This window comes from Thermosulfuriphilus ammonigenes, from assembly GCF_011207455.1.
GTDB classification, from domain to species: Bacteria; Desulfobacterota; Thermodesulfobacteria; order Thermodesulfobacteriales; family ST65; genus Thermosulfuriphilus; species Thermosulfuriphilus ammonigenes.
In genome coordinates this window covers 1,330,591-1,344,855 of sequence record NZ_CP048877.1, presented here as the reverse complement: position 1 = coordinate 1,344,855, position 14,265 = coordinate 1,330,591, and the positions used below count along the sequence as shown (strand labels likewise).

Sequence of the window (14,265 nt, the reverse complement as noted above, 5' to 3'; positions counted from 1 at the left end):
AGGAGGTAAAGATGCTGATAAAAGGCAAGGCCAAACGCCTGACCATTTATGTTGATGAAGGGGACCGCTACCAGGGCAAGCCCGTCTATGAAGCCATTGTCCACTTTCTCTTCAAGCACAAGGTCTCCGGAGTGACTCTCTTTCGAGGAATTGCCGGATACGGAGCCGATGGTGTCTTTCACTCCATAAAGATTCTTCGCCTACAGGAGTCTCTGCCCATCATGATTGACATCATCGAAAGAGAAGAAGTCCTGGAAAAGATTCTTCCTGAACTTGAGGCCATGGTCACCAAGGGACTGATAGTGACCTCTGAGGTAGACGTGATAAAGTGTAGTCAATGTCCAGAACGCTAAAGATCACCCTGGCCATATTCTTTTGGATCCTGAGCCTGGTCTCCCCGGCCCAGGGAATTCTTTCTATTCCTGAAGAGCGCAAGCTTGGAGAAAAGATCTTAGAACAAGTAGAGGCCCGCTTCACCTTAGTCCACGATCCGGTCATCATTGGTTACGTAGAGAAGGTTGGTCGTCGTGTCCTGGCCCACGTAAAACCCCGCTACTTTAGCTATCGATTCTTTGTGGTCAAGGATCGCACCCTTAACGCCTTTGCCGCTCCCGGCGGCCTGGTATTTGTCCACACCGGGCTCCTTGAAGTCCTAGACAGCGAAGATGAACTGGCCGACGTTTTGGCCCACGAATTTGCCCATGTCCAGTGTCGCCATGTAGCCAAAAGGATTGAAAAGCTCAGCCGACTCAATCTGGCCACGGCGGCGGTGGCCATTGCCGGAGCCTTCTTCGGCAAGGGACAGACTAGCTCTATGCTTTTTTCTACCAGTAGCGCCCTGGCCACCACCCTGGCCTTGCGATACAGCCGGGCCGATGAAGAAGAGGCAGACCGGGTGGGTTATGAATACATTCTGGCCTCCGGTTATGATCCCCGAGGGTTGATCAGTATTCTGAAAAAAATGCAACGACATCGCTGGCTGGTTTCAGACAATGTTCCCAGCTATCTTCTTACCCACCCGGGCAGCAGCGAACGCCTAACCTACCTGGAATCCCTCATCCAGAACTTTCCCCCCCAACATCTTGTCGCTCACGACAGCTTTGAGTTGCGCCGGGTTCAGATGAGAGTTCGGGTTCTCAGTCATGACCCCTATCAGCTTATTGCCCGCTATGAGCGAGAGTTGGTGGACAACCCCCAGGACGCCCTTCTCCACTATGGCCTGGGGCTGGCCCTTCTCAAAGCCAAGGAATATCGTCGGGCGATAGAGGAACTAAAGCTGACCATCAAGCTCCTCCCCCAGCGCGAGGAATTAAAAGCCGATCTCGGCCAGGCCTTTCTGGAAGCCGGGCGTTATCAAGAGGCCATCAGGATTCTCTCTCCCTATACAGCCCGGTATCCTCTGGATCTCTCCGCCCGTCTCAATCTGGCCAAGGCCCTGGCTGAGGTGGGAGATTTTAGAAAGGCTATCGCCATCTTCGAGGAGTTATCCCGGCGTCTTCCAGAAAACACCGAGATCTATTACCGCCTGGGCTGGGCTTATGCCTCTCTTAAAGAAGACGGCCGATCCCATTTTTACTTCGGACGCTATTACAAAACCATAGGCGACAACGCCACGGCCCTCTACCACTATCGTCAGGCCGCCAGGCTCCTGCCGCCAAATGACCCCTTAAGAAAAGAGGTAACCAGGATTTTGGGAAAGGCCTTAAGGGCCCCCCAGCCCCCAAAAGAAGGTCATGATACTTCTGGGAATCGACGGTTGTCCTCAGGGCTGGATCATCGCTTCGGCCCGACCAACCCCTCAGGGCCTCAAAGACCATCTCCTTAAGGTTGTCAGCTCGCTAAAAGTTCTGGCCGGGCTGACCGAGGCGGCCATCTTGGCCATTGATATTCCCATCGGACTCCTGGAAAGCCCCCGGCCAGGGGGAAGAGTCTGCGACCAGCTGGCCCGCAAGATCCTAGGGCATCCCCGGAGGGCCAGCATATTTAGTCCACCGACCCGTCCGGCCTTGACCGCCAAAGATTTTCCGCAGGCTCGCAAGCTCTCTGGGGGCCGTCTTAATCGGCAGGCCTATGGTCTCCTTAAACGCATAAAGGAGGTGGACGAGCTCATCCCCCTTTTGCCAAAGGGGGTGCGGATCTACGAGGTCCATCCAGAAGTCTCTTTTTGGGCCCTGGCCCTTGGCCCCCTTAAGGCCAGCAAACATTCCCCGGAGGGGCACCTGTCTCGCCTCCAGCTTCTCCAGCGCAGCGGCCTCTTCCCCTTTTGGCTACTGAATACTCGCCTTCCAGGGGTCAAAGGCCACGACATTGCTGATTCCCTAGCCGCCCTCTGGACGGCCTGGCGCATTTTTTGCGGCCGGGCGCGGAGAATTCCCAGGTGCCCTCCTCGAGATAGCCGGGGGCTGAGCATGGCCATCTGGTTCTAAGGCCGAAGAGGGGGGCGGTCAAAGAGGTGCTCATAGAAGGCCTTGGGAGCCAACTCCTGAAAATCGGCTCCCCGGGCCACCAGATGCCGCCTGACATCTACACACAGATGGCACTTACCCACATAGCCTTCCGGGGCAGGTTCAAAGCCATAGTCAACCATAGCCATTTGGGCCAGACCATAAGGGCCTTCTTCTACAAGAATTCTGGCCAGAGGCAGAGTCTGGACATCAAGTTCTTTAACGAAACGATAAAGGTCTCTAAATCTTCCCAGGGAAAGCCCGCCACAGAAAAGGGGGATATAATTCCCATAAGGATCAAAATGGGCATGGCGCGAGAAGATGATCTCTCGCAGACAGTTCTGTCCCGCAAAGCGAGATAAGGGGCGGCCCTCTAGCAAGGCCCCCAAGAGGAGTCCGGCCCGACCGCCAGGAATAAGACCGTAGCCCTCAAACAGGATACGCCCCGTCTCCCGGGGGCCAAAACGTTGGAGGTATTTTGAGAGACAGACCGGCCTCTCCTTGCCTAGCTGGGCCATAATTGGCTCAAGATGAGGCAGATAGACAATGATGTTTTCCTCTCCGAAGACCTCTCGAGCCAGAGCGATGGCCCGCAAAGTAACCTGAAGGGGGATAGTCTCCGCATGAAAGGGGCTCAGACTTATAAGAAGGCGCTCCAAGCCGGCCTCGCGGAGAAGGACCAGGCGCTCCCGGGCCCGGGCTTCATCTACAGCCCAGCCCCCATTAGTCTCCACATACTCTATCGGCAAACCGAGCTCCCGACAGCGCGAGACTCCCAGAAGGAGGAGCTCAAAGTTGAGGAAAGGCTCTCCCCCGGCCAGATGAAGCCCGCGAGGGCGCTTCCAGACCCGCTTTATTCCCCTCAGGAGTTCATCCAGAAAATCGGGCGCCATCCACTCCGACCAAGCAGGGCCGGCGGCGTAGAGACAGTGACGGCAGGCACACTGACAACGATAGCTGAGGATAAGACCACAGGAGTCAATGGCTCGAAGGTAATACGGCATAACTAAAGCTTGCGCAACCGGGCCTGACGGCGACGTAACTTTTTGGGTAGCTTTTTGCCCCGGCCCTGAGGGGGCAGATCGTCTTCCTCAAGGCCTTTCAGGTCCTGATAAAGGGCCAGCTCCAGCCGAGACTCAAACTCCGGAGATGAGATGCTTGTCGCTCCGAAGCGTTCGGCATAGGCCTGCACCTCTCGATCTGAGGAGACAACTATCGCCCGCTGACCCTCCTTACGGACCAGCTCCCTGATAACCTCATCTGCCGTCTCTCCGGCCCGGGAATAGATAACCTTGATTCCCTTTATGGTCTGCCGCTGGCGTCGGGCCTCTCTAGATCCCCAGGCATCAAAGACAACGGTAACCTGGTGTCCCTTGACCTTTTTATAACGCCACAAGAGGTCTAAGAGGGCTTCTCGCCCGCTCTCAATGGCCTCGGCCTCCGCCGCCCGAAGGGCCGGAGACTGACGGATAAGATTATAGCCGTCGATTATCAGATGGATTCCCATGAATCCTCACCTTTAAGGCCTCTTAAGCGGGCGACAATTCGCTCAAACTCATCAGGAGAGGAAAATTCTATAAGCAATCGCCCCTTCTTTCGACCAGAGATAATCCTCACCCGGGAACCCAAAATATGAGAGAGTTCCTCAGAGAGGGCCCGGAGGTTGGGGTCTTCGGAGACCGCTCGAGAGCGGGTTTCAGGGGTTGTCGCAACAAGACGCTCCAACTGGCGCACCGAGAGCCCCTTCTCTAGAACCATATCTCGCAGCTGCCGCTGGCGGGAGGGGTCCTTGACGGCCAGCAGGGCCCGAGCGTGTCCCATGGAAAGGCGGCCCTCCAGTAGATCCTCTTGCAGATAACCTGGGAGCTTAAGCAGGCGAAGAAAATTGGCCACCGTAGAACGGTCCTTGCCCACCCGTCGGGCCACCTCCTCCTGGGTTAGGCCGAATTCATCAATCAGACGGGCGTAGGCCTCCGCCTCCTCTAAGGGGTTGAGATCAGCCCGCTGGATATTCTCGATGAGGGCCAGCTCCAGAACCTCCGCCGGCGAGACGTCTTTGATAACCACCGGAACCCGGTCAAGCCCGGCCAGCTGGGCCGCCCGCCAGCGTCGCTCTCCAGCGATAAGCTCATAAGTGCCCGGAGAGATCTCCCGGACCACCAGGGGCTGAAGAAGTCCCTTCTCTTTAATAGAGTTGGCCAGCTCCTTAAGCTCTCCCTCGTCGATCCGCCGACGCGGCTGATAGGGATTGGCCCTTATGGCCTCTAATGGACAGAGAAAATAGCTCTCCTGGGGCTGGGCCCCAAAGACCTCTTCCGAAGGTAAAAGGGCATCAAGACCTCTTCCCAGCGGATTTCTTTTTTTCACGCCTGATCATCTCCCTTTTCAGGAATTCCTTGGCCAGCTCCATGTAGGCCATGGCTCCCCGGGAATGCACATCGTAGAGGAAGATGGGCTTACCATGACTGGGAGCCTCACTCAAACGCACGTTGCGGGGGATGACTGTCTGATAGACAAGCTGGCCAAAGTGGTTGGTGACCTCCCGGCGCACCTGATGGGTAAGCCGGTTACGTTTATCATACATGGTCAGCACTAGACCCTGGATAAAAAGCCGGGGATTAAGGCTCTGTTTTACCCGACGAATGGTCTGAACCAGAAGGCCCAGCCCCTCTAGGGCATAGTATTCACACTGAAGAGGAATAATCACCCCATGGGCCGCAGAGAGGGCATTGATAGTAAGAAGCCCAAGGGAGGGGGGACAATCAATAAAGCAATAGTCAAATCTTTCTGCCAGAGGAAACAACCCCTGAGCCAAACACCGCTCCCGCCCCTTAAAACCCAAAAGCTCGGCCTCCACCCCAATAAGGTCTATCTGGGCCGGTAGCAACAAAAGGCCGGGAACCTCTGTCTCCCGGAGAAGCTCCTGGGCCTGAATCTCCCCCAACAAGAGATGATAAAGATGCCCTTCCGCCACCTCCGCCCCCAGACCACTGGTGGCGTTGGCCTGGGGGTCACTGTCAATCAACAGAACCCGCTTGCCCAAAATGGCCACCCCAGCGGCCAGATTGATGGCCGTGGTGGTCTTCCCTACTCCTCCCTTCTGATTGGCAATGGCGAAAATGCGCACGTGTTCCACGTGAAACGTTTTTGAACTTACTCTACCCGAGAAGGAGATGAGACGGAAGCCAGGTATTTCTCGGCCAGGCCCTGGTGAATGGCCTCAATACGACGACGATACTCTTCCTTGCCGATCCGGGCCCCCTTGAGACCGCCCCTTAAGCTGATCTCCGAAAGATAAAGGCCGCCACCTTCAGGAAGCATGAGATCGAGGTGGGCATAAGGAAAGCCCCCCCTTTTCATAGCCTGGCGACAAAAGGTCAGCTCCTCATCTGAAAGGTCATAAGGCCCGGAGAGCCCTCCATGATAGAGATTGTTGCGAAAATTGACTGGATTGTGGCGCCAGTAGGCCTCGACGTAATCATCCAGGATTATTACCCGGACATCCCTTACCCCAGGGACAAAGGGCTGGAGCACAAAGGGGTAGGCCAAAGTCCCGAAGCAGGCCTGGTTATAGACATCTTCCACGTGCCGCCAGCGATGAATGCCCAGGCCACAGTTGGCCCGATCCTGCTTGGTGACCACCTCCCCCACCCCGGCCTCCTGGTATTCGTTGATGGCCAGGATAAGATCATAACGGTTACGGATGACTTTTGTTCGGGGGAACATGATGCTCTGATAGACCTGAGCCTGAAAGGCCTTGGATTTGGAAAGAAGTTGACTTAAAGCAGAGGGGATAAACCTCACCCCTCGGGTGAGAAGATCAACAAAGAGGGTCTCCTCACAGGGGGTAAGGTTAAGAACTCCGAGAACAAGATCCCCCCGAGTCAGATCATGATAGTGTTCCCGGAAGGCCTTGTTGGAAGAGATGACCCGAGGGGCGGACATCTATGGGCTCAAAAGAGCATTTCCATAAAACGTCGATGATACTTGGTAAGGTCGGCATTACAGTGGCCACAATAGAGCCGGACCTCCCCTATCACCTGAGAATCATCGCTCAGGGGGGTAAAGCTTCCGTCTTCATTCTGGACGTAATGGGTGGTCATGATGACATTCTCGGCCACTTCATAAAAGTCGGTATCATTGCCACAGTCCGGGCAGACCACCCGCATGGCCAGATTGCCCGGCAAAAGTTTACACTTAATTCGGTGAGTAGCGTTGTTAGTGACCTTTTTCATCCTGCGCCCCTTGAAGATGATTGGTCCCTTTCAATATTATCGACTGTAGTAACCGGTTAGGCTTACTTTGTCGAGTATATAGGGCTCTATAGCCCCCAAAAACTCTTCCAAAGAAATATCCTCGGGCAAATCGAGAACCTCCACCGAGAGGGCATAGACGGTAAAGACGTAAGGATGATCTCCTGTTCCCGGCGGTGGCTGAGGACCTCCATAGCCCACAAACCCAAAGGAATTCTTAAGCTCCCGGGCCGAAGCCGGCATAGACCGCCCCGAAGCTCCTTCCGGCAGACGGTGAACTGAGGCCGGAATATTAATCACCAGCCAATGGACCCAATTTCTAGCAATAGGATGCGGATCGACACAGGAGATGGCAAAAGATTTTGTCCCTTCAGGCTCTCCCTCCCAGCTAAGCGGAGGGGAGAGGTTCTCTCCTCCGGCCCGAGGCATAACATATTTGGTGGGAATGCGGCCGCCATCTACAAAGGCCGGCGAGGTTATCCTCATGGTTTCACCTCCCTGGACCGGCCAGGGGCCCAAAACTAAAAAGAGAAAGGCTAACAAAAGAGAGAACCAATTCATAGGATGAATTCAATATAAATCCTTTCTTCACAAAGGACAAAAGTTTTTTACCTCTCCGGCGTCAACCAAGCCTTTCAGCAACAACCTTCGGGGCCTGCTCAAGGGCCTCCGAAAGCTTGGCTACCTTGGGGCCCCCGGCCTGGGCCATCTCTGGACGCCCCCCTCCACCACCACCGACTATCTTGGCCAGCTCCCGGATAATCTCTCCTGCCTTGAGGCGGGCCGTAAGATCCGGGGTAACCATAACCAGAAGATGGGCCTTGCCCCGGGCCTCAGCTCCCAGAACCACCACGCCAGAACCAAGACGGTCACGGAATCGATCTCCCACTTCCCGGAGAAGCTTGGGATCATCAAGGGGCACCTTAGCCCAGACCACCTTTACCCCGGAGACCTCGGGAGCGGCGGCGATAAGCTTATCCACATCGGGCATGACCCCCTGGGTGGCCAGGTGCTCGAGCTTGCGCTCCAGGTCTTTAATCTCGGCTAAAAGCCGCTCGGCCCGGCCTATCAACTCCCGGGGAGAGGTCTTAAGGAGGGCCGCCAGCTCAAGACGCTCTTTCTCCAAGGTGTGGACAAAGTCTACGGCCTTTTGGGCGGTAACAGCCTCAATACGTCGGATGCCCGCGGCCACGCTAGACTCGGCCACAATCTTAAAAAAACCGATCTCTCCTGTCCGGGAGACATGGGTCCCACCGCACAGCTCCTGGGAAAACCCGGGGATGGAGACCAGACGAACCGTCTCTCCATACTTTTCCCCGAAAAGGGCCACGGCCCCCCGCGAAAGGGCCTCTTTGAGAGGCAGTATCTCCACCTGAAGAGGCAGATCCTGACGAATTTTTTCGTTGACCAGGTCTTCAATGGCAAAGATCTGCTCCAGAGTCAAAGCCTCAAAGTGGCTGAAGTCAAAACGAAGCCGGTCCGGGGCCACCAAGCTGCCAGACTGCTTAACATGCTCTCCCAGAACTTGCCTGAGAGCAGCATGAAGAAGATGGGTGGCTGTATGGTTGCAGGCAATAGCCCGCCGGCGGTCGGAAAGGACAACCAGCTGACAGACATCTCCTACTGCCAGGCGCCCCTCCTCCACCTTGGCCCGATGAACAAAGACATCACCCACCCGAACGGTGTCTTCAACCCGAGCCCGCCCCTTTGGAGCAACCACCAAGCCGGTGTCGCCCACCTGACCCCCGGCCTCCCCATAAAAGGGCGTTTCTTCAAAAATTAGCTCTACGGTCTCCTTGACCCGGGCCTCAGGCTGCTCCCGGCCCTCTTTGACGATAGCTAAAAGCCGGGACTGTGCCTCTGTGGTCTCATAACCCACAAATCGGACACCCTGACCCCGCTGGGCCATTTCCTGGTAGATCGTCGCGGCCGAAATATCAGCCGCTCTCCGGGCGGCCCGGCTACGGGCTCGCTGGGCTTCCATTTCCCGGGAAAACCCCTCCATATCAAGCTTTAGGCCGGCCTCTATGGCCACATCGCGAACAATATCGTAGGGAAAGCCGTAGGTGTCGTAGAGGCGAAAGATAAATTCTCCGGGGATTACCTCCTCTCCCCGGCTCCGGAGACGGGCTATCTCCTGTGAAAGTAGCCGAAGGCCGAATTCAAGGGTTTCGGCAAAACGTTGCTCTTCGTGTTCTAAGACCTTCTCTATGGTCATCTGATTTTGATTCAGTTCGGGATAGACTTGCCCCATCTCTTCGATGACTACTCTGGCCACCGAAAAAAGAAAGGGAGAGGTCAGCTCAAGAATCTTTCCAAAACGGGCCGCCCGCCGAATAATACGCCGGAGGACATAGCCCCGCCCCTCGTTAGAGGGCAGGACTCCATCGGCAATAAGAAAGGCCGCCGCCCGGCTATGATCAGCAATGACCCGCATGGCAATGTCAAATTTTTCCTCCTGGCCATAGTGGCGCCCGGAGAGATCCTCCAGACGACGAAGAAGACCGGCAAAAAGATCGCTTTCGTAATTACTGGTCTTGCCTTGAACCGTGGCCGTAATGCGCTCAAGCCCCATACCTGTATCTATTGAAGGACGGGGCAGAGGCTCCAGACGGCCGTCTTTGGTCCGGTTGTATTGCATAAAGACCAGGTTCCAGAGCTCAAGGTAGCGATCGCAGTCACAACCCACGGCACACTCGGGCCGGCCACAGCCCACCTTAGGCCCCTGATCAAAGATGATCTCCGAACAGGGCCCGCAGGGACCCGTGTCTCCCATGGACCAGAAGTTGTCTTTCTCTCCCAGGCGGACGATGCGGTCTGCCGGCACCTTGGCGATCTTCATCCAGAGTTCAGCGGCCTCGTCGTCGTCACGAAAGACAGTCACCCACAGACGCTCCCGGGGCAGCTTTAGAACCTCTGTCAGGAACTCCCAGGCGAACTCTATGGCCTCGGCCTTGAAGTAGTCACCAAAGGAAAAGTTGCCCAACATCTCAAAGAAGGTGTGATGGCGGGCCGTATAACCTACGTTTTCCAGGTCGTTGTGTTTGCCGCCGGCCCTAATGCACTTCTGGCAGGAGGCTGCCCGACGATAGCTACGCCGCTCCTGGCCCAAAAAGACCTTTTTAAACTGGACCATGCCGGCATTGGTAAAAAGGAGAGTTGGATCATCCGCGGGGATCAGGGAAGAACTGGGAACAATCTCATGACCTCGATCAGCAAAAAAATCCAGAAATAGGCGGCGTATTTCCGCTCCCTTGAGTGCTTGCACCACAGACCTCCTGAGAAAAACCTTAGCCTTCCGCGACCTGGGCCTCTTGCCCCTTTGTCGGCTTCAGACCAGCAGAGAGGCGAATCTTTTCTTCGATTTCGGCGGCCAGCTCCGGGGTGTCGCGCAGATGGCGCCGAACCGCCTCCCGGCCCTGACCGAGGCGCTCTCCCTGGTAAGAGTACCAAGAGCCAGCCTTGTCGATGATGGACATGGCCACCCCCAGATCAAGTATCTCCGCGGCCCGGGAGATACCCTCACCGTAGTAAATATCAAACTCCGCCTCCTTAAAAGGTGGAGCCAGCTTGTTCTTGACCACCTTGACCCGGGTGCGGTTACCCAAGGACTGGGTGCCGTCTTTAATGGCCCCGATACGGCGAATATCCAGGCGCATGGTGGCGTAGAATTTAAGGGCGTTACCTCCCGTGGTGGTCTCCGGGCTGCCATAACCAAAGCCGCCGATCTTCATCCGGATCTGGTTGATAAAGACAACGGCCGTTTTTGAACGATTGATAGCCGCCGTAAGCTTACGGAGGGCCTGAGACATCAGGCGGGCCTGAAGGCCAACCTGCATATCGCCCATCTCTCCCTCCAGTTCGGCCCGGGGAACCAGGGCGGCCACGGAATCAATGACAATGATGTCCACCGCCCCGGATCTGGTTAAGACCTCAGCGATCTCCAGGGCCTGTTCCCCGGTATCTGGCTGGGAGACCAGAAGTTCATCCAGGTTAACCCCTAAACGCTGGGCGTAAGAGACATCCAGAGCGTGTTCGGCATCAATAAAGGCTGCCGCCCCTCCCGCCTTCTGGGCCTCGGCAATAGCGTGAAGGGCCAGAGTTGTCTTACCCGAAGACTCTGGACCAAAAATCTCCGTAATTCTTCCTCGGGGGATACCGCCTATGCCAGTGGCGATATCCAGGCTCAGTGATCCGGTAGGAATCACCGGAACCTCGGCTATCCGCCCCCCCTCCCCCAGGCGCATAATGGCCCCTTTGCCAAACTGTTTCTCTATCTGGGAGATGGCCAACTCCATGGCCTTCTTTTTGTCCATTACAGCCATAAAAAAACCTCCTTGGTGGGTGGGATTTCTTCGTTTTTTACCACCAACTCTCCCCTGTCGCTAGACAACTAACGGGCCACCACAAAGGCCCCGGAAAAACCGGCGGCCTCAAGGACGGCCTCAAACCGCTTGGCAGCCTTGTAGGAGGTGGCCGCAAAGATCTGCACCCGATAGAAGATCTGCCCGTCAGGACGACGGTATCGGACCACCTCTACCCGAGGATAAAGACGGCGGAGCTGTCGGCTGAAGCGACGGGCATTTTTGAGAGAGCGGAAAGCCCCCACCTGTACATAGAAGCGGCCCCGAGTAAGATCAGGAATCTTATCAAAGACAATTTTAGGCCCCCGAGCCGTCTTTATTTCGTGGCCCTCACCCAAGGCCACCAGACGCACTCTGGCCACCCCCTGACGATGCATTCCCAGGGCCCGGGCCGCCGCATAGGAGAGATCAATGATTCGTCCCTTGACAAAGGGCCCCCGATCGTTGATACGGACAATGGTCTGCCGGCCATTTTCCAGATTGGTCACCAACACATAGGTGTTCATAGGTAGAACTTTATGGGCCGCGGTGAATTGGTACATATCATAACGCTCTCCATTGGCTGTCCGGCGACCATGAAACCCGGGACCATACCAGCTGGCCAGACCCTCTTCCACAAAACCTTTAGACGAAGGCAGAGGATAATAAGTCTTACCATTTACGGTGTAGGGACGCTGAGTAGCTGGAGGCTTCGGGCCGGGGGGAGAGGGAATATAGCTTAATCGGGGGGCACAACCGACCAGAATAAGGGCCAAAATTCCTACCCAGAGAAGGTACCGCACAGGATCCTAATGTAAAGGCCAAGGGCCTTATAGACAAGCCGGAAAAGGAGACATAAGCTGAAAAAATTGGAGGTTTTTTATGAAGGAAGTTTATCTAGACTACAATGCCACCTGCCCCGTGGCCGAAGAGGTGATTCGGGCCATGGAGCCTTATTTCAGTCGTTACTTTGGAAACCCCTCTTCGGGCCATCGATGGGGACAGGCAGCTCGAGAGGCCCTTGAAGAGGCCCGAAGGCGACTGGCTCAGGTCCTTGGAGTCCGCCCTGAAGAGGTGGTTTTCTTAAGCGGGGGAACAGAGGCCAACAACGCCGCTATTTTCGGCTCCCTGATGGCCCAGCCCCAGAAAAGACACATTATTACCAGCCAGGTGGAACACCCTTCGGTGCTCAACCCCTGTTTGCGGCTTCTGGAAAGGGGCTATGAGGTTACCTTTGTCTCGGTTGATGAGACTGGCCTAGTGGATCCTGATGATATTCGTCGGGCCATTCGCCGCGACACCGGGCTCATTACCATTATGCAGGCCAACAACGAGGTAGGAACCATTGAACCCATAGCTGAGATCGGAGCCTTAGCCCGGGAGGCTGGCGTTCCCTTCCACGTAGACGCCGCTCAGGCAATGGGTAAGATTCCGGTTCGCCCTGATGAACTCCTCTGCGACTACCTCACCCTGGCCGGCCACAAGTTCTATGCTCCCAAAGGCATTGGGGCCCTCTACATTCGGGAAGGGGCTCCCTTTTCTCCCCTTCTTTCTGGAGCCGGCCAGGAAAAGGGGCGCCGTCCGGGCACCGAACCTGTGGCCCTGGCCGTTGGTCTCAGTCGGGCCGCAGAACTGGTCACCAAAGACCTGGCCCAGGAAGCTCAGCGCCAGAAGGCCCTAAGGGATCAACTCCATGAGGGCCTTCTGGCCCTCTGGCCCCGTCTTATCCTTAATGGCCACCCTAAGCAGCGCTTGCCCAACACATTGAATGTCTCTTTCCTGGGCCTTGAGGCCTCAGAGATACTCTCCCGGGCTCCAGCGATCATGGCCACCACCGGAGCTGCCTGTCATGATCGTTCCGTCTCTGTAAGCCATGTGCTGGCGGCCATGGGACGAGGGCCTGAAGAGGGCAAAGGAACTATTCGTTTTTCTTTAGGACGCCCGACCACCAAAGAAGAAATTGACCAGACCTTAGAGATTTTAGAAAGATGCCTTAAGAGCCATGGAGCCTCTGGTGGGGGCTAAAAAGGAGAAGAATATGGAGTTTATTGATCTTAAGCGACAATACCAAAGGATGAAGGGCGAGATAGACCAAGCCCTGGCCTCTGTAGTCAAGAGCGGACGATTTATCCTCGGGGAGCCAGTTCGGAGGCTGGAGGAAGAACTGGCCGGCTTTGTAGGGGTTCCGGAGGCCATCGGGGTCTCCTCGGGTACCGATGGCCTCCTCCTCAGCCTCATGGCCCTTGATGTCCGGCCCGGGGAAGAGATAATCACCACCCCTTTTACCTTCATCGCCACCGCCGAGGTGATCTCTCTTCTTGGTGCCAGGGTTGTCTTTGCCGACATTGACCCCCAAACCTACAATCTGGATCCGGCGGCGGTAGAAGAGGTTGTCAGGGCGCGGCGAGCCCGGGGAAAACTTCGGGGCATAATTGCGGTGAGTCTTTTTGGTCAGTGTGCAGACCTTGATGCCCTGACGGAGGTGGCCGAAGAAGCCGGACTTTTTCTTATTGAAGATGCCTGTCAATCTTTAGGGGCCACTTACAAAGGGCGACCTTCCGGAGGCATTACCGAGCTGGCCGTAACGTCCTTTTTTCCGGCCAAACCCTTGGGGGCTTACGGCGACGGGGGAATGATTTTTTGCCGCCACCAGGGATTGGGGGCCCGGCTGCGGGCCCTTAGGGTCCACGGCCAGAGAGAGCGCTATCGCCACGAGGAGATCGGCCTCAATGCCCGCCTGGATGCCCTCCAGGCGGCGGTTCTGCTGGTAAAGTTGAAGCACTTCCCCCAGGAGATCGCCCTGCGGCAGCACTGGGCCAAGGCCTACGACCAGCGCCTGGCAAAGATATCGCCGGTAACTCCACCCTTCATTGCCCCGGGGAACACCAGCGTCTTTGCCCAGTATTCCATTAGGGTCCCGGAGAGGGATGCCCTGGCCCGGTATCTCAAAGAGAGGGGCATTCCTACAGCCATTCACTACCCTGTGCCCCTTCATCTCCAGCCGGCCTTTGCCTCTCTGGGCTATCGCCAGGGGGATTTTCCGGTAGCCGAAGCTGTCAGCCAGGAGATTCTCTCCCTTCCTTTCCACCCCTATCTTACCCAAGAGGAGATAGAGCTGGTTGCCGGGGCCATCGAAGACTTTTTTGCCCTTGGCACCTAATGCTCAACAGGCTATAAATCTGAAATAATTAAACTCGAATCTATTGCTTCTTTCAGAAGGAGGGA

The 14,265-nt window shown here is 56.1% G+C and carries 15 protein-coding genes; 5 read left to right on the top strand and 10 right to left on the bottom strand.

All coding sequences use genetic code 11. The features are described 5' to 3' along the window. Nucleotides 1–11: 11 nt before the first annotated feature. Genes G4V39_RS06525 through G4V39_RS06515 form a run of 3 tightly spaced genes read left to right on the top strand, consistent with a single transcriptional unit; the run spans nt 12 to nt 2,426 of the window. Nucleotides 12–353 carry a DUF190 domain-containing protein gene (locus G4V39_RS06525; RefSeq protein WP_166032154.1) on the top strand — a complete coding sequence of 114 codons (342 nt, stop codon included), beginning with the start codon at nt 12–14 and terminating at the stop codon, nt 351–353. Beyond that, on the top strand, nt 338–1,825 hold the full coding sequence (locus G4V39_RS06520) for a M48 family metallopeptidase (protein ID WP_166032153.1): 1,488 nt from the start codon (nt 338–340) through the stop codon (nt 1,823–1,825). The genes G4V39_RS06525 and G4V39_RS06520 overlap by 16 nt, the downstream gene beginning before the upstream one ends. Further along, nucleotides 1,734–2,426 carry a DUF429 domain-containing protein gene (locus G4V39_RS06515; protein ID WP_166032152.1) on the top strand — a complete coding sequence of 231 codons (693 nt, stop codon included), beginning with the start codon at nt 1,734–1,736 and terminating at the stop codon, nt 2,424–2,426. The genes G4V39_RS06520 and G4V39_RS06515 overlap by 92 nt, the downstream gene beginning before the upstream one ends. Here G4V39_RS06515 and G4V39_RS06510 read toward each other — a convergent pair. The 10 genes from G4V39_RS06510 to G4V39_RS06465 all read right to left on the bottom strand — a co-directional run bounded on the left by G4V39_RS06510 (nt 2,423) and on the right by G4V39_RS06465 (nt 11,843). Beyond that, the gene (locus tag G4V39_RS06510) at nt 2,423–3,448 is read right to left on the bottom strand and encodes a radical SAM protein (RefSeq protein ID WP_166032151.1); all 1,026 of its coding nucleotides are present in this window, start codon (nt 3,446–3,448) and stop codon (nt 2,423–2,425) included. The genes G4V39_RS06515 and G4V39_RS06510 overlap by 4 nt on opposite strands. 2 nt (nt 3,449–3,450) lie before the next feature. Next, nucleotides 3,451–3,951, bottom strand: a complete 501-nt coding sequence (locus G4V39_RS06505; protein WP_166032150.1) for an NYN domain-containing protein — start codon at nt 3,949–3,951, stop codon at nt 3,451–3,453. Next, on the bottom strand, nt 3,936–4,811 hold the full coding sequence (locus G4V39_RS06500) for a ParB/RepB/Spo0J family partition protein (protein WP_166032149.1): 876 nt from the start codon (nt 4,809–4,811) through the stop codon (nt 3,936–3,938). The genes G4V39_RS06505 and G4V39_RS06500 overlap by 16 nt, the downstream gene beginning before the upstream one ends. Further along, nucleotides 4,777–5,580 carry a ParA family protein gene (locus tag G4V39_RS06495; protein WP_309484783.1) on the bottom strand — a complete coding sequence of 268 codons (804 nt, stop codon included), beginning with the start codon at nt 5,578–5,580 and terminating at the stop codon, nt 4,777–4,779. Before G4V39_RS06495 ends, G4V39_RS06500 begins: the two co-directional genes overlap by 35 nt. 17 nt (nt 5,581–5,597) lie before the next feature. Continuing rightward, nucleotides 5,598–6,389, bottom strand: a complete 792-nt coding sequence (locus G4V39_RS06490) for an ATP-grasp domain-containing protein (protein WP_166032148.1) — start codon at nt 6,387–6,389, stop codon at nt 5,598–5,600. Nucleotides 6,390–6,397: 8 nt separating this feature from the next. Beyond that, nucleotides 6,398–6,679, bottom strand: coding sequence for a hypothetical protein (locus tag G4V39_RS06485; protein ID WP_210412030.1), 282 nt, complete (start codon nt 6,677–6,679; stop codon nt 6,398–6,400). A 36-nt stretch (nt 6,680–6,715) separates the two neighbouring features. Beyond that, nucleotides 6,716–7,183, bottom strand: coding sequence for a YbhB/YbcL family Raf kinase inhibitor-like protein (locus G4V39_RS06480; RefSeq protein WP_166032147.1), 468 nt, complete (start codon nt 7,181–7,183; stop codon nt 6,716–6,718). A 136-nt stretch (nt 7,184–7,319) separates the two neighbouring features. Next, nucleotides 7,320–9,965: an alanine--tRNA ligase gene (alaS, locus tag G4V39_RS06475; protein WP_210412026.1), complete on the bottom strand. Its 2,646-nt coding sequence runs from the start codon at nt 9,963–9,965 to the stop codon at nt 7,320–7,322. Nucleotides 9,966–9,987: 22 nt separating this feature from the next. Continuing rightward, entirely contained in the window at nt 9,988–11,022 is a 1,035-nt protein-coding gene (gene recA, locus G4V39_RS06470) for a recombinase RecA (protein ID WP_166032145.1), read from the bottom strand. A gap of 68 nt (nt 11,023–11,090) precedes the next feature. Continuing rightward, nucleotides 11,091–11,843, bottom strand: a complete 753-nt coding sequence (locus G4V39_RS06465) for a septal ring lytic transglycosylase RlpA family protein (RefSeq protein WP_246169630.1) — start codon at nt 11,841–11,843, stop codon at nt 11,091–11,093. A gap of 79 nt (nt 11,844–11,922) precedes the next feature. On the opposite strand from G4V39_RS06465, the gene G4V39_RS06460 reads away from it, so the two are divergent. Beyond that, nucleotides 11,923–13,065, top strand: coding sequence for a cysteine desulfurase family protein (locus G4V39_RS06460; protein ID WP_166032144.1), 1,143 nt, complete (start codon nt 11,923–11,925; stop codon nt 13,063–13,065). After that, nucleotides 13,043–14,200, top strand: a complete 1,158-nt coding sequence (locus tag G4V39_RS06455; RefSeq protein ID WP_246169628.1) for a DegT/DnrJ/EryC1/StrS family aminotransferase — start codon at nt 13,043–13,045, stop codon at nt 14,198–14,200. Before G4V39_RS06460 ends, G4V39_RS06455 begins: the two co-directional genes overlap by 23 nt. Nucleotides 14,201–14,265 lie beyond the last annotated feature (65 nt).